Here is a 15687-nt window from a genome sequence, read left to right on the forward strand (position 1 = left end):
TTGTCCAAATTTCCTCACTGTGAAAGGACCTAACCATGGCCCTTCTTGAAATCGAAAATCTTTCTGTTGAATTTCCCTCACAAAACGGCGTGATGCACGCCGTTGACGGCATCAGCCTGTCTCTGGAAGAAGGCGAAGTCCTCGGCATCGTGGGCGAGTCCGGCTCCGGCAAAAGCGTCACCATGATGGCCTTGATGGGCCTGGTGGCCTACCCCGGCCGCGTGAAAGCCGACAAACTGCGGTTTGCCGGCCACGACCTACTCAAGCTCTCGCAAGGCGAGCGCAACAAGCTCATCGGCAAAGACGTGGCGATGATCTTCCAGGAGCCCACGACCAGCCTGAACCCCTGCTTCACCGTCGGCTTCCAGATCACCGAAACCCTGCGTCTGCACCTGGGCATGGATAAAAAGGCCGCCACACGCAAGGCCATCGAACTGCTTGAGCAGGTCGGCATCAATTCACCCGAAAGCCGCCTGAAGGCCTATCCGCACCAACTATCGGGCGGCATGAACCAGCGCGTGATGATTGCCATGGCGATTGCCTGCAACCCGCGCCTGCTGATCGCCGACGAACCCACCACGGCGCTCGACGTGACCATCCAGGCGCAAATCCTGGACCTGCTGCGCAGCCTGCAAAAGGAGCGCGGCATGGCCCTGGTGCTGATCACACACAACATGGGCGTGGTGTCCGAAATGGCGCAGCGCATCGCGGTGATGTACGCCGGCCAGATCATGGAAGAGCAAAGCGCACACGCCCTCTTCAACACGCCCCAGCACCCCTACACCGAAGCCCTGCTGTCGGCCCTGCCTGAGCGCAGCGACGGCAGCTCCCGCCTGGCGACCATTCCCGGCATGGTGCCCGGCCTTTACGATCGCCCGGCTGGCTGCCTGTTCGCCCCGCGCTGCGCCTATGCCACCGAACATTCCCGCAACGAGCGTCCACTGCTGCGCGCCTGGAAAGACGGCATGGTGCGCTGCCACTACCCGCTGGGTGATCCCAGCCGCGAGGCCAACATCGAACGCGACACCCCGGTGATGGAGGCCGCGCAATGAGCACCGTCGCCATCACCCCCAATGCTGTGCCGTCAGGCCCTGTCGTCGAAGCCAAAAACCTCAAGCAGGTCTATGAAATCCGCCGCGGTTTCATGCGCAAGTCCGACCATCTGCAGGCCGTCGGCGGCGTTTCCTTCTCGGTCCACGCCGGCAAGACGCTAGCCGTTGTCGGCGAATCGGGCTGCGGCAAATCCACGCTGGCCCGCATGGTCTCGCTGATCGAAACCCCCACCGGCGGCGAATTGCGCATCACCGGCATCGACGCCGTCGGCTCCCCCGAAAAGCGCGTGGGCCTGCGCAAGGCCGTGCAGCTGGTGTTCCAGAACCCTTACGGCTCACTCAACCCGCGCAAGAAAATCGGCGCCATCCTTGAAGCGCCGCTTGAAATCAACACCACCCTGAACGCTGCGGAGCGCGCCGAAAAGGCACGCGCCATGCTGGCCATGGTGGGCCTGCGCCCAGAGCACTATGACCGCTATCCTCACATGTTTTCAGGCGGCCAGCGCCAGCGCATCGCCATCGCACGTGCGCTGATGCTCAACCCCACCGTGGTGGTGGCCGACGAGCCCGTTTCGGCGCTGGACGTCTCCATCCAGGCCCAAGTGCTCAACCTGCTGGCCGACCTGCAGCAGTCCATGGGCCTGGCCTACCTGTTCATCTCGCACGACCTGGGCGTGGTGCGCCACATCGCCCACGACGTGCTGGTGATGTACCTGGGCCACGCAGTCGAGCAAGGCGAAAAGAACGCCCTGTTCAACCGCCCCCTGCACCCCTACACCCAGGCCCTGCTGGCGTCTACGCCGGGCCTTGCCGGCACAGGCGTCAAGCAGCGCATCGTGCTCAAGGGCGAGCTGCCCTCGCCGCTGAACCCGCCCACCGGTTGCGTGTTTTCCACCCGCTGCCCCCACGTCACCGACCGTTGCCGCGCCGAAAGGCCGCAGCTGCGTGAAGTTGCAGAGCGGCAGGTTGCGTGCCACTATGCTGAAAACTTTCTCACTGCGTGACCTGAAACCATGCGCTCAAGCACCGGTTTCAGGCCACGTTTTTCAATGACCAGGGCGCACAACGTCACAAATGTTGTGCAATCTGGCCGCAAGCCCCGCTGCAAAAGCAGCATTAACCTCCAAAGGGATCGTCAAATGATTCAGACCAAACCAAGTGCAAGCCCCCGCGCAAGCAAGTTGCGCCCGGTCCAGCGCGCATTGCTGTGCGCTGTTGCCCTGCCAGCGCTGCTGGCACTTTCACCCGTCTCCGCGAAGACGCTGGTGTTCTGCTCTGAAGGCAGCCCCGAAAACTTCTACCCTGGCGTAAACACCACGGGTACCTCGTTCGATGCCAACGAACCCGTCTACAACCGCCTCGTCGAATTCGAATATGGCGGCACCAAGGTCGTTCCCGGCCTGGCCGAAAAATGGGATATTTCCGCCGACGGCAAGGAATACACCTTCCACCTGCGCAAGGGCGTGAAATGGCATGCCAGCAACAAGGCCTTCAAGCCAACGCGCGACTTCAACGCCGACGACGTGCTGTTCATGTTCGAACGCCAGTGGAAAGAAGACAACGCCTTCTTCAAGGTCACCAGCCCCAACCACTCCTACTTCAGCGACATGGGCATGCCCAAGCTGCTGAAATCGGTGGAAAAGGTCAACGACTACACCGTCAAGATCACGCTGGACAAGCCTGAAGCACCGTTCCTCGCCAACCTGGCCATGCCTTACGCTGCCGTGCAGTCCAAGGAATACGCCGACGCCATGCTGAAAGCCGGCACGCCGGAAAAAATCGACCAGGACCCGGTCGGCACCGGCCCCTTCTACCTGGTGCAGTACCAGAAAGACGCGGTCATCCGTTACAAGGCCTTCCCACAGTACTGGGGCGGCAAAGCCAAGATCGACGACCTCGTGTACTCGATCACGCCTGACGCTTCGGTCCGCTGGGCCAAGCTGCAGAAGAACGAATGCCACGTCATGCCCTACCCCAATCCCGCCGACCTGGACGCAATCCGCAAGGATGCGAACGTGACGATCGTCGAGCAGGCTGGCCTGAACGTGGGCTACCTCGCCTACAACACGACCAAGAAGCCGTTTGACGACGTGCGCGTGCGCAAGGCCATCAACATGGCCATCAACAAGAAAGCCATTGTTGACGGTGTGTACCTGAGCACCGGTGTTGCCGCCAAGAACCCGATCCCGCCGACCATGGCCGCATACAACAACGCCGTCAAGGACGACGAATACAACCCCGAAGCCGCCAAGAAATTGCTGGCCCAAGCCGGCTTCCCCAACGGTTTCACCACCGACCTGTGGGCCATGCCTGTGCAGCGCCCGTACAACCCGAACGCCAAGCGCATTGCCGAGTTGATGCAGGCTGACCTGGTCAAGGTCGGCGTAACCGCCGAGATCAAGAGCTTCGAATGGGGCGAGTATCGCAAGCGCCTGCAGGCTGGCGAACACCAGATGGGCATGCTGGGCTGGACCGGCGACAACGGCGATCCTGACAACTTCATGTACACCCTGCTCGGCTGCGCTTCGGCCCAGTCCGCCAGCGGCTCCAACATCGCCAAGTTCTGCTACCAGCCTTATGAAGACCTGGTCCTGAAAGCCAAGACCGTGACCAATCCTGCGGAGCGCATCAAGCTCTACCAGCAGGCCCAGGTCATCTTCAAGGAACAGGCTCCCTGGTTCACCATCGCCCACGCGGTGCAGCTCAAGCCCATCCGCAAGAGCGTGATCGGCTACAAGAACAGCCCGTTCGGCCGCCACAACTTCTACGCTGTCGACATCAAGGAATAATCCTTCATGGCTTGAAGCGGCTTTGCCATAAAGCCGCCTCCATTCAAAACCCTCCTTCTTCAAGGAGGGTTTTTTCATTGTGGCGCCTTGTTTTCCGCGAGCCGCTGTACGTCTTTACAGGTCTGCACTAACCCGGCTTGTGAAGTCTCCTCCGACTGGAGGGTGCATTTTCCCGTGGAGTGGAGGAATATCCATTTCCCCGAATTCTGCAGGCCGAAGGCCGGCGAAGGAACAAGAAATGGGACTGACACTCGGAGCGGTCAAGACGAGGCAACAGGGCATCCTGACGGATGCGGCCCGGCGTTGGGAAGAGCGCATGAAGCAGCGCGAAACCGGCCTTGAAAAAATCCGGAACCAGGGCCCGGGCGCCGCCGACACACCCAAGCGCCAAGCGGAATGGACAGCCCGCCAATTGACCAGGGCCGCGGGCGGCTTTCCCCTTTTCCCCGAGCGTGTCATTGGCGCGTGGAATCCCGTGGAATACGCACCCAGCGTCCAGGCCTCGGACGCTGCGAAACCCGTGGCCCGCATCGTCCAGCAGCGCAGCGCCGGCCATACGCCCATCGGCGTGGCCACGGGCCTGCTGATCGGGTTCGACCTGCTACTGACGAATCATCACGTGTTTCCTTCGAAGATCGACGTTGACGGCCACGCGGCGAATTTTTTCTACGTGCGCGATGAGTACGGCATCAACAACGGCAAGTACTACGACTTCGATCCAGACCGTTTCTTTGTTACCGACCCGGACCTCGACTTCACCATCGTGGCGGTGCAGCCCCGCAGCCGCGAGAGCGACCAGATTGCCTCATGCGGCTGGACGCGGCTGATCGAGGCAACGGGCAAGGTGTTGACGGGCGCTCCGGTCAATATCATCCAGCACCCCGCCGGCGGGCCGCGGGCCTTCGCCATCAGCGACAACAAGTTGATGGACATCCTGCCCACTGGCTTTCTTCACTATGAGACGGACACGCGGCCGGGCTCCTCCGGCTCCCCGGTCTACAACACCGACTGGGAACTGGTGGCGCTGCACCACTGCGGCGTGCCGGCGATGCGGGACGGCCGGATCCTGGACAAACTGGGCGCCCCCTGGGACCCGGAGTCGCAAAGCGACGACGACATCCAGTGGATCGCCAATGAGGGCGCGCGCGTCAGTTTCATCGTTGAAAGGCTTAAATCCATGTCGATTCCAGAATCCATGCGCATGATCGCCCGGCAATTGCTGGCGACGACGGCAGACCCGCTCACCGGCACAGAGAGCGTGCCGGCCGGCACCGCCTCGTCATCCCTCTTACCTCTCGCCTCACGGGCCGGCGGCGGCAACACCTTCAATTTCTCGGGGCCTGTCACCCTGCACGTCTATGGCGGGCAGGCGCTTCAGCCCGGCGTGCCTGCCGCCGCTGCGCCCGTGTCGGTGCCTGCACCCGCGGCGCCCGCGCAAGTTCGTTTGCCTGATGGTTCCGGTGCGCCTTCGGCGGATGGCCTCTTCACCGCCTTTCAGGAAAAGTCCCTGGTTTTCGACGAGGACTACGCGGGCCGCAAGGGATACAACCCGAAATTCCTCGGCCAGGAGGTTCCAGCCCCTGTGGCCCAGTCGCGATGGGATGGTGCCCTCTATTCGGTTGCCGATTATGAGGAATTCAATGCCGGTGTGGACGACGTGCCCGCAGTGAAGACAAGCCACCTGGCGCCGGCCGATCCCCTACCGCTTGACTACCACCACTTCTCCCTCGTGATGCACAAGCCGACACGCATGTGCCTGTGGACCGCCTCGAACTACGACTACCGCCCCAAATCGCGGACCGACCCGCGCAAGCGGGCGGATTTCGGAGGGGAAAACTGGCGAGAAGACCCGCGGCTGCCGCTGGAATACCAGTTGCTCAACAAGGACGTCTACGGCCCGGCCAAACGGATTGACCGCGGGCACATTGTCCGCCGCGAAGACAACTGCTGGGGCGCCGACGCAGACGAAACCGAATTTGCGAACGCCGACAGCTACCACTGGCCCAACTGCACGCCGCAGCATGAGGCCTTCAACCAGGAGAACCCCAATGACCGCAGCGGCCAGCGCGTCTATGAAGGCGGGGTGGTTGGTATCTGGGGCCAGTTTGAGCGCCTGCTCACCGACCAGGTTCAGCAGTCGGGCGGGCGCGCCGTGCTGTTCGCGGGGCCGGTGCTCACTGAATTCTTCGAGTCCAAAAACTGGGGAGCCGGCAAGGTCAAAATCCCCAAAAAATTCTGGAAGGTTGTGGTCGTGCCCGAATCGCAAAAACGCGGCGCGAAGCTGCTGGCCTATGGTTTCGTCTTCAGTCAGGAAAAACCGATCAGGCAGTTCGGCGACACCTATGAGTCGATAGACATGCCGGCCTTCGAACGCAACCAGGCCGCCATCGCGGAGATCGAGGAACTGGCCGGCTTGAAGTTCGACCCCAAAATCGTCGCCGCGGACCAGTACGCAGGCCAGTAGCTATCCGGCAGCGGGCCGCGTTGCTGCAATGATTACGGCGCCTTGGCGAGCGCGTTTTGCGTAATCGTCGACAAGGTGCCGCGTGTGGTGATGACTTCCGGATCCAGCGTGACCTCAATCACCGTGCCCTCCTTGCGAGCCAGCGCCGCAAGCAATTCCGCCTCAAACTCCGCGGTGCACGTGATGCGCACGCCGGCGTAACCGTAGGCACGCGCCAGCGCCGAAAAATCCGGGTTGTTCAGGCTTGAGCCACTTTGATGTGTTGGATACTCCCGCTCCTGGTGCATTCGGATCGTGCCGTACATGCCGTTGTTGAGCAGCACGATGATGCTTTTGGCGCCGTGCTGCACGGCAGTGGCCAGCTCCTGGCCGTTCATCAAAAAGTCGCCGTCACCCGCGATGGTGAAAGCCACCCGTCCGGTCGTGATGGCCGCAGCAATACCGGCCGGCACGCCATAACCCATCGCGCCCACGGTAGGCGCCAGCTGCGTCTTGTGGCCTTTGACGAGGCCGTGATGCTGAAAGAAGCGATGCACCCAGCTGGCAAAGTTGCCGGCGCCGTTGGTCAGCACGGCATCCGCCGGCAGATGCTTTTGCAGCAGGCCGACGATGGCCGGCATGTCGATATCACCCGGCAGGTTGGCGGAAGGTGTCGGCTTCAGGTTTTCCAGGTAGTCCTCGTTCGCGGATACCGTCCAGGCTTCCCAGGCCACAGACACCGGCGCCGTGAGGACCTCCAGCGATCGCGCAGCCGCGTTCATCGTGGCATTGATGGCCAGATCGGCCTGGTAGACGCGGTTGAGTTCCTCGGCGCTTGAATGGATATGCACCAGCTTTTGCTTGGGCCGGGGCGCCTCCAGCAGTGTGTAGGTACCGGTCGTCATCTCGCCCAGGCGCGGGCCTATGGCGATGATCAGGTCGCTGGCCTTCACGCGCGCGGCCAGCTTCGGGTTCAGGCCAATGCCCACGTCGCCCGCATACAGCGGATGGTGGTTGTCAAAGGTGTCCTGGAAACGAAACGCATTGCCCACGGGCAGCTTCCAGTTTTCAGCAAAGCGCTGCAGCGCCTGCGCCGACTGCGGCGTCCAGCCGCCGCCACCGGCGATGACGAGCGGCCGCTCGGACTTGAGCAGCATCTCGCGCAGCGTACGCAGCGAGCCCGGGTCGCTCCAGGCCTGCACGGCCTCCACACGCGGCAGCGGCTGCGCGGCCGTCATGCGCGTCAGCATGTCTTCCGGCAGTACCAGCACCACCGGGCCCGGGCGGCCGTTCATCGCGGTGGCGAATGCGCGCGCCACGTATTCGGGAATGCGGTCGGCCTCATCAATCCGCTCGACGCGCTTGGCAAAGCCCTTGGTGCTGGGGCCGAAGAAACTGGCGTAGTCCACCTCCTGGAAGGCCTCGCGGTCGCGGCAGTCGCTGGCCACGTCCCCTACCAGCAGCACCATGGGCGTCGAGTCCTGAAAAGCCGTGTGCACGCCGATGGACGCATTGGTGGCGCCCGGACCGCGCGTGACCATGCACACGCCGGGCCGCCCCGTCAGCTTGCCGTGGGCTTCGGCCATGAAGGCTGCGCCGCCCTCCTGCCGGCAGGTGACGAACCGGATTTTGTCCTGCCGTGCATGCAGGCCGTCCAGCACGGCCAGGTAGCTTTCACCGGGAACGCCAAACGCATGGGTAACGCCCTGGGCCAGAAGGCAATCGACGAGAAGGTGGCCGGCGAGTTGAGGGGTGGTCATGAGCCTATTGTGCTAGATGTGACCCCACGGTCGCTCACTTCGTGTAGCTCCCTGCCCCCCGAGGGGGCCGCCCGCCCTACGGCCCGGCAAAGCCGGTTCCGGGGCTCATGCTTGCATGAAGAAGGTCCGGCTTCGTGCGCCGCGCTGTGCTTATTCTGGTGTGGCCGCGTCGCCGTCACCACCGCCGGCGGCGAGGGCTTGCCGCGCCAGCTCTTCGTCACTCAGCGGTGGCGCTCCTTCAAGGGCCCTGAGTTCTTCGAGAAACTCTTCCGTGGGCTCCTCGTGTTCGAGCAGTACCTCTTCGAGCTTCTGCCGGCCGGTCTCCACATGCACCGAGGGAGAATGCAGTTCGGACGGCGGCACCGGGAATTTTTCACCCAGTTCAAATTTGAGCGCCTCGGCCTTCTGGTCTACCCAGTTTGCGAAGTCACCGTCTTTTGGCGTGTCTGAATTGTTCATGACCATCTCCTTTGCATACGGGTGCCGGCGCGGACGGCCGGTACCTGCTTCATTATGGAGGTACCCTTGGCCGCTATGTGTCATCCAACGGCGCTATCGCCGCGGATTCTTGCTTTAATTCACCAAACAGTTAAATTCTCGCCATGCCGACCCCAAAAACAAAGCCCGCCGAACCCCGCTCGCGCGATGCCGACCGCTCCCAGCTGGCCATCCTGCTGGCAGCCCGCGACGAGTTCGCGCAGCACGGCCTGGGCGGCGCCCGGGTAGACCGGATTGCCGAACGCGCCGACGTCAACAAACGCCTGATCTACTACTACTTCAAGAGCAAGGACGAGCTCTTCCTGGCGGTGCTGGAAAACGCCTATGCCGACATCCGCGCCGCGGAAACAGAACTGCATCTGCGCGACATGGATCCGGCACAAGCCATCCGCCGCCTGACGGAATTCACCTGGGAATACTACATTGCCCACCCCGAGTTTTTGACGCTTCTCAACAGTGAAAACCTGCACCAGGGGCGGCATCTGGCCATGTCCAGCCGCGTGCAGGAAATGAACTCACCCCTGGTTCAGACGCTGGCGGAAATCCTCGAACGCGGGCGCGCCGACGGGCTGTTTCGCGGCGGTATCGACCCGGTGCAGCTTTACGTATCCATCGCCGGGATGTCGTACTTCTACCTGTCGAACAACCACACGCTGTCGGCCATTTTCGGGCGTGACCTCATGACACCCAAAGCCCGCCACGAGCGGCTCTCACACATGTGCGAGGTCATCCTAGGGTATGTCCTTAGAAACTGATTCCGGGCAGTCATTGACGCAGCGACAGGGCCATTTTTACAATTCGTAATTCACTTAATAGTGAATTACGAGTAAACTGCATTCCGGTACCCAACAACACCGGCGGCATGCACAGGTCTTTCGCAGTCCTTCAATGACCCCTTTTCAGGAGACAAGTACATGAAATTCACACGTCGCGCCTCGCTGGCCTGCCTCACCTGCCTGGCCGCGCTGTCACCCCTGGTGGCAGGCGCCCAGGGCGCTTACCCCAACAAGCCCATCCGTGTCATCGTGCCTTTTGCCGCAGGCAGCACCACCGACATCATTGCCCGCGCCATCACCGACAAGATGAGCCAGAGCATGGGCCAGACGCTGGTGATCGACAACCGCGGCGGCGCCAGCGGCACCATCGGCCAGCAGGCCGTGGCCACGGCCGCGCCGGACGGCTACACCATCATGATCCACTCGTCCTCGCACACGGTCAGCCCCTCGACCTTCGCCAAGCTGCCCTTCGATACCGTAGGCGATTTCACGGGCGTGACGCCGATCTCGAGCACGCCCAATGTGCTGGTGATGTCGCCATCGAAGAACATCAAGACGCTGCAGGAACTGCTGGCCGCCGCGCGCGCCAAGCCCGGCAGCATGAACTTCGCCTCGGCCGGCCAGGGCAGTGCCACCCACCTGAACGCCGAGAAGTTCAAGCTCGCCGCAAAAATCGAAGCCACCAACATCCCCTTCAAGGGATCTGGCGAAGCCGTGACCGAAGTGATGTCCGGCCGCGTCGACTACTACTTCTCGCCTATCGCGCCGGTGATCGGCCAGATCAAGAACGGCCAGCTCGTGGCCCTCGCGGTCGGTTCGCCCAAACGCGCCAGCGCCCTGCCCCAGGTTCCCACCACGGCAGAAGCAGGCGTTCCTGGCTCGGAGTTCAACTTCTGGATCGGCATGATGGCCCCTGGAAAAACGCCGCGAGACATCGTCAACCGCCTGCACGACGAAGTGATCAAGGCCCTGAACACGCCCGAAGTCAAGGAACGCTTCGCCGCCCTGGGCGCCGACGCCTGGACACTCTCGCCCGAGCAGTTCGACGTCTATATCAAGGACGAGATCAAGAGCAATGCCGTACTGGTCAAAGCCGCCGGCCTTCAGCCCACCCAGTAACTTCCACCCAGTTCCCGCAGCGTCCCTCCCTCCAATACCCCTGGCCGGACCAAGGTGAGGCCGCCGCATTTTTCACCTCCTCAAAGGACCCCATGGCTACTCAACGACTAGGAATCATCATGCACGGCGTCACCGGACGCATGGGCATGAACCAGCATCTGATCCGCTCCATCGTCGCGATCCGCAAACAGGGCGGCGTCACCCTCTCCAGCGGCGACAAGGTCATGCCCGACCCGATCCTGATCGGCCGCAACGCCGAAAAGATTGAAGCCCTGGCCAAAGCCCATGGCCTCGCGCGCTGGGCCACCGACCTCGACGAGGCGCTGAAGAACAAGGACGACACCCTCTTCTTCGACGCCGGCACCACGCAGATGCGCCCCACCCTGCTGGCCAAGGCAATACGCGCCGGCAAACACGTCTATTGCGAAAAGCCGATTGCCACCAACCTCAACGAAGCCGTCGAGATTGCCCGCCTCGCTGAAAAGTCCGGCCTGAAACATGGCGCCGTGCAGGACAAACTCTTCCTGCCCGGCCTGCGCAAACTCGACATGCTGCGCCGCGCCGGCTTCTTCGGCAAGATGCTTTCAGTGCGGCTTGAGTTCGGCTACTGGGTGTTCGAAGGCGACCTGCAGCCCATCCAGCGCCCGAGCTGGAACTACCGCACCGAAGACGGCGGCGGCATGATCCTGGACATGATGTGCCACTGGCGCTACGTGCTGGACAACCTGTTCGGCGAGGTCAAGTCCATCTCCTGCATAGGCGCCACCCACATTCCCGAGCGCTGGGACGAAGTCGGCAAGCCCTACAAGGCCACCGCCGACGACGCAGCCTACGCCACGGCCGAACTGGTCGGCCACAGCGGCGAGCCGGTGATTGCGCAAATGAACATGTCCTGGGCGACCCGCGTGAACCGCGAAGACCTGGTCACCTTCCACGTCGACGGCACGCATGGCTCGGCCGTCGCCGGCCTCTCCTCCTGCAAGGCCCAGTCGCGCGTCAACACGCCACGCCCGGTCTGGAACCCGGACGAGAAGCAGACGATGAATTTCTCTGACCAGTGGCAGGAAGTGCCGGACACCCAGACCTACGACAACGGCTTCAAGATCCAGTGGGAACACTTCATCCGCCACGTGGTGGAAAACGAGCCCTACAAATGGACACTGCCCGAAGGCGCCAAAGGCGTGCAGCTGGTCGAAGCCGCACTCGAAAGCTGGAAAGAGCGCCGCTGGGTGGACGTGCCGGCGCTACAAGTTTGATAGCTGCTCGCGCCCGTCAGATAAGGGCTAGAGGCAAATTTTTCATACAAAAAAGGTAGATTCATGGCTTTAACCCTTTCGCTGCCTGTCGCCGTGGGCGGCCTGCGGCCTTACACGTTGCAAGGCAGCACACCGGTGAAGCCGGCACCGGGTATCAAATTCAACCGCATCGCCTATTCGGCAGCTCACGTGGTGGCCGACCCGTTGGCCGCAGTGGATCCCTGGGTCAACTGCGCGATCGACTGGGACACGACCATCGCCTACCGCCGCCACCTGTGGTCGCTGGGCCTGGGTGTGGCCGAAGCCATGGACACGGCGCAGCGCGGCATGGGTCTGGACTGGCCGACTTCTCTGGAGCTGATCCGCCGCTCACTCGACGCCGCCAAGGACGTGCCGGGCGCGCTGGTCGCTTCCGGTTGCGGCACCGACCACCTGGTGCTGGAAAACGTCAAGAGCGTCGACGAAGTCATCGCCGGTTACGAAGAGCAGATGGCTGCGATTGAAAAACTCGGCGGCAAACTCATCGTGATGGCCAGCCGCGCGCTGGCCCGCGTCGCCAAAAGCCCCGCAGACTATGAACGCGTCTACGACCGTATCCTGAGCCAGGCCAGGCAACCCGTGGTGCTGCACTGGCTGGGCGACATGTTCGATCCGGCGCTGGCGGGCTACTGGGGCAGCAGCGATGTTGAGAAAGCCATGAACACGGCGCTCGGCATCATCAACGCCCATCCCGACAAGGTTGACGGCATCAAGATTTCGCTGCTCGACAAGGACAAGGAAATCGCCATGCGCCGGCGCCTGCCAGCGGGCGTTCGCATGTACACCGGCGACGACTTCAACTACGCCGAGCTGATTGCCGGCGACGGTTTCGGCAAGGAAGCCATACACGGACAAAGCGATGCCCTGCTGGGCATCTTCGACGCCATCGCACCGGCCGCGAGCGCCGCGCTAGGCGAACTCGCGCAAGGCAATGTCGAAAAATTCCATGCCATCCTCGGCCCCACCGTGCCGCTGTCGCGCCACATTTTTGCCGCGCCCACGCGTTTTTACAAAACCGGCGTGGTCTTCATGGCCTGGCTCAACGGCCACCAGAAGCACTTCACCATGGTCGGCGGGCAGCAGAGCACACGTTCGCTGCAGCATTTTGCCGAGCTGTTTCGCCTGGCCGATGCGGCCAACCTGCTCGAGCACCCCGAGCTCGCGACCCAGCGCATGAAGACACTGCTGGCGCTACACGGCATGTAATGGTTCCCCCCCGTTGCCGACTCACTGCGTGTAGCGGCCTCCCCCCTCAAGGGGGCGGCGCTGGCGGCCCGGCAAAGCCGGTTCCGCGGCGCCTGCTTGAAAAAACCGTCGCGATATTCCTGTCAGATCGTTCATAAATAAATTCACCTGGAGACAACCATGAAGACACGCACTTTCCTCAAGGCCACCCTGGCCACAGCCCTCGCAGCCGCCGCCTTCGGCGCCGCGGCGCAGGCTTATCCCAGCCGCCCGGTCAAGGTCATCATCCCCTTTCCGCCCGGCGGCACGCTGGACGCGGTGGGCCGGCAGCTGGCGCAGAAGCTCGGCGAGCAGATGGGCCAGCCCTTCGTGGTGGAAAACCGTGCGGGCGGAAACGGCACCATCGGTGCGCATGTGGTCGCGCAGGCGCCTGCGGACGGCTACACCCTGCTCTTCAATGCCTCCACTTTCACCACCGCCCCCATGACCATGAAGTCCGTGCCCTACGGTGTGGTGAAAGACTTCACGCCCGTCTCGCTCGTTGCAAAGGCGCCCTTGTCGATTGCCATCAACAAGAACCTGCCGATCACCGACGTGAAGTCGCTGATTGCCCACGCCAAGGCCAACCCCGGCAAGATGACGTTTGCGGTCGGCTCCATCGGGTCGGCCGGCCACCTGTCGACCGAGCTCCTCAAGCGCGCCGGCGGCATCGAATACACCGTGGTGCCCTACAAGGGCACGGCGCCGGCTTTCCAGGATTTGATTGGCGGCCAAATCGACGGCTTCATCGACCCCATCCTCGGCTCGCTGCAGTACCACAAGAGCGGCCTGTTGCGCGTCGTTGCCATCACCGGCGACAAGCGCGTGCCCAACCTGCCTGATGTGCCGACCGTGGCAGAGACGATTCCCGGCTACGAGTTTTACAGCTGGTACGGCCTGTGGGGACCGGCCAAGCTGCCGGCTGACATCACGCAGAAACTCAACGCTGAGACCAACAAGGCGCTGGCCAGCGACATGCGCGAGAAACTGCTCCAGCAAGGCCTGGTGCTGACGCCCGGCACACCGGAAGATTTCGCCAAATTCCAGAGCAGCGACATGGCGCGCTCACAGAAGATCATCACGGACGGGAATATCCGTGTTGAGTAACATGCACAACCATGACCACTGAAGATGTGAAACGCGCCCTGGTCACGGGCAGCAGCTCCGGCATTGGCCTGGCCATTGCGCAGGCACTGCTTGATCAGGGTTGGGACGTCGTCGGACTGGACCTGGCGCCTGCGCGCATCGTGCACCCGGCGTTTTCCTCCACCGAAGTCAACCTGTGCAACACCGAAGCGACGGAACGTGCCGTGCGTTCAGTGGGCGGGGTACAAGCGCTCATCCACGCCGCCGGGGTGCTGCGCGTGGGCCCGCTTGGTGCGCTTTCCGGTGAAGACTCGGCGCTGATGTGGCAGCTCCACGTGGATGCTGTCACGCGCATCGCCAACCTCATGGTGCCCGCCATGGCGCAGGCGGGCGCAGGCCGCGTGGTGTTGGTCGGAAGCCGCGTGGCACGCGGCATGGCAGGCCGCAGCCAGTACGCGGCCACCAAAGCCGCGCTGGTGGCGCTGGCGCGCAGCTGGGCTGCTGAAACCGTGGCTTCGGGTGTCACCGTCAATGTGGTGTCCCCGGCCGCCACCGAAACAGCCATGCTTGCCGACCCGGCGCGAACGACGGTCCCGCCGAAGCTGCCGCCGCTAGGCCGGCTGATTCAACCGCGAGAGATTGCCGCGCTGGTCACCTTCCTGCTGTCGCCCGACGCCGCGGCCATCACCGGCCAGGAGATCCAGATCTGCGGAGGCGCGTCGCTTGCGGCGTGAAGGCATGGCCGCAAACGCTGTCGGCATTGTCGGCCTGGGCCTGGTCGGTACCGCGCTGGCGCAGCGCCTGACGGCCGCCGGCTTCCAGGTCACCGGGTTCGACCTGCGCGAAGAAGCCCGCGCGGCCCTCACCGCCCAAGGCGGCCGCGCTGCCGGCTCCCTGGCCGAAGTTGCCAATGCGGCTTCCTGCATGGTGCTGGCGGTCTTCAATACCGATGATGTGCTCAAGGTGGTCGAAGGACCGGGCGGCCTGCTGTCCGTCTTCGGCGTTCGCAGCATCATCGACTGCTCCACCGGCACACCTCACGAACTCGCGGCCCTGGCCGCGCGGCTCGCAGCACGCGGCATCAACTTCATCGAAGCGCCGCTCTCGGGCTCCAGCCAGCAGATAGCCGCCGGTGAAGCCACTCTGCTGCTGGGTGGCGAGGCCGGGGCATTGCAGGCATGCGAATCCGTTCTGGCCACCATTTCAGACAAACGCATCCACGTCGGCGGCGCCGGCATGGGTGCCAAGGCCAAGCTGGCCACCAACCTGGTGCTGGGCCTGAACCGCGCAGTACTGGCCGAAGGCATGGTCTTCGCCGAAAACATGGGCATTCCCCCCGAGCAGTTCCTGGCGCTGGTGCTGGCCAGCCCGGCCACGTCAGGCGCGGCCGAGGCCAAGGGCCGGATGATGGTGGAGGAAGACTTTGCGCCGCAGTCGCGCATTCACCAGCACCTCAAGGACGTCAAGCTGATGATTGACAGTGCCGCGGCCGAAGGCCAGAAACTGCCCTTGTCCGAAGCCCATGCAGCGCTGATGCGCGCAGCCATTGCCGCCGGCGACGGCGAGCTCGACAACGCGGCCATCATCCGCGAACTGCGCCGGCAGAAAACCACGCCACCGTCCAACTGACTTCGCTAAAACTACA

Annotated in this window: 13 protein-coding genes; 11 read left to right on the forward strand and 2 right to left on the reverse strand. The window is 63.1% G+C overall.

Annotation, left to right across the window (positions count from 1 at the left end; genetic code table 11):
* Nucleotides 1-35: 35 nt before the first annotated feature.
* From AC1D1J_RS03865 to AC1D1J_RS03880, 4 genes are all read left to right on the forward strand, one after another.
* Nucleotides 36-1052: an ABC transporter ATP-binding protein gene (locus AC1D1J_RS03865; RefSeq protein ID WP_477685519.1), complete on the forward strand. Its 1017-nt coding sequence runs from the start codon at nucleotides 36-38 to the stop codon at nucleotides 1050-1052.
* On the forward strand, nucleotides 1049-2056 hold the full coding sequence (locus AC1D1J_RS03870; RefSeq protein WP_477693925.1) for a peptide ABC transporter ATP-binding protein: 1008 nt from the start codon (nucleotides 1049-1051) through the stop codon (nucleotides 2054-2056). Before AC1D1J_RS03865 ends, AC1D1J_RS03870 begins: the two co-directional genes overlap by 4 nt.
* 135 nt (nucleotides 2057-2191) lie before the next feature.
* Nucleotides 2192-3841, forward strand: a complete 1650-nt coding sequence (locus AC1D1J_RS03875) for an ABC transporter substrate-binding protein (protein ID WP_477646559.1) — start codon at nucleotides 2192-2194, stop codon at nucleotides 3839-3841.
* 238 nt (nucleotides 3842-4079) lie between these two features.
* Nucleotides 4080-6305: a DNA/RNA non-specific endonuclease gene (locus AC1D1J_RS03880; RefSeq protein WP_477693926.1), complete on the forward strand. Its 2226-nt coding sequence runs from the start codon at nucleotides 4080-4082 to the stop codon at nucleotides 6303-6305.
* A gap of 32 nt (nucleotides 6306-6337) precedes the next feature.
* On the opposite strand, the gene AC1D1J_RS03885 is transcribed toward AC1D1J_RS03880, so the two are convergent.
* Nucleotides 6338-8044 (reverse strand): thiamine pyrophosphate-binding protein, encoded by a 1707-nt coding sequence (locus tag AC1D1J_RS03885; RefSeq protein ID WP_477693927.1) that lies wholly within the window; start codon nucleotides 8042-8044, stop codon nucleotides 6338-6340.
* A 150-nt stretch (nucleotides 8045-8194) separates the two neighbouring features.
* Entirely contained in the window at nucleotides 8195-8503 is a 309-nt protein-coding gene (locus tag AC1D1J_RS03890; RefSeq protein ID WP_477685514.1) for a hypothetical protein, read from the reverse strand.
* A gap of 143 nt (nucleotides 8504-8646) precedes the next feature.
* Here AC1D1J_RS03890 and AC1D1J_RS03895 point away from each other — a divergent pair, with 143 nt between their 5' ends.
* The 7 genes from AC1D1J_RS03895 to AC1D1J_RS03925 all read left to right on the forward strand — a co-directional run bounded on the left by AC1D1J_RS03895 (nucleotide 8647) and on the right by AC1D1J_RS03925 (nucleotide 15671).
* Entirely contained in the window at nucleotides 8647-9297 is a 651-nt protein-coding gene (locus AC1D1J_RS03895; RefSeq protein ID WP_477669175.1) for a TetR/AcrR family transcriptional regulator, read from the forward strand.
* A 159-nt stretch (nucleotides 9298-9456) separates the two neighbouring features.
* Nucleotides 9457-10437 carry a Bug family tripartite tricarboxylate transporter substrate binding protein gene (locus AC1D1J_RS03900; protein ID WP_477693928.1) on the forward strand — a complete coding sequence of 327 codons (981 nt, stop codon included), beginning with the start codon at nucleotides 9457-9459 and terminating at the stop codon, nucleotides 10435-10437.
* A 92-nt stretch (nucleotides 10438-10529) separates the two neighbouring features.
* Nucleotides 10530-11693 (forward strand): Gfo/Idh/MocA family protein, encoded by a 1164-nt coding sequence (locus AC1D1J_RS03905; RefSeq protein WP_477693929.1) that lies wholly within the window; start codon nucleotides 10530-10532, stop codon nucleotides 11691-11693.
* A gap of 63 nt (nucleotides 11694-11756) precedes the next feature.
* A complete protein-coding gene (locus AC1D1J_RS03910; RefSeq protein ID WP_477693930.1) occupies nucleotides 11757-12938 on the forward strand; it encodes a dihydrodipicolinate synthase family protein in 1182 nt (393 codons plus the stop codon).
* Between the two features lie 159 nt (nucleotides 12939-13097).
* Nucleotides 13098-14063 carry a Bug family tripartite tricarboxylate transporter substrate binding protein gene (locus AC1D1J_RS03915; protein WP_477693931.1) on the forward strand — a complete coding sequence of 322 codons (966 nt, stop codon included), beginning with the start codon at nucleotides 13098-13100 and terminating at the stop codon, nucleotides 14061-14063.
* Between the two features lie 11 nt (nucleotides 14064-14074).
* Nucleotides 14075-14776 (forward strand): SDR family NAD(P)-dependent oxidoreductase, encoded by a 702-nt coding sequence (locus tag AC1D1J_RS03920; protein ID WP_477693932.1) that lies wholly within the window; start codon nucleotides 14075-14077, stop codon nucleotides 14774-14776.
* 4 nt (nucleotides 14777-14780) lie between these two features.
* Complete coding sequence (locus AC1D1J_RS03925) at nucleotides 14781-15671, forward strand: NAD(P)-dependent oxidoreductase (RefSeq protein WP_477693933.1); 891 nt, start codon at nucleotides 14781-14783, stop codon at nucleotides 15669-15671.
* Nucleotides 15672-15687: the final 16 nt, after the last annotated feature.

The organism is Polaromonas sp. P1_F8, from assembly GCF_056405635.1.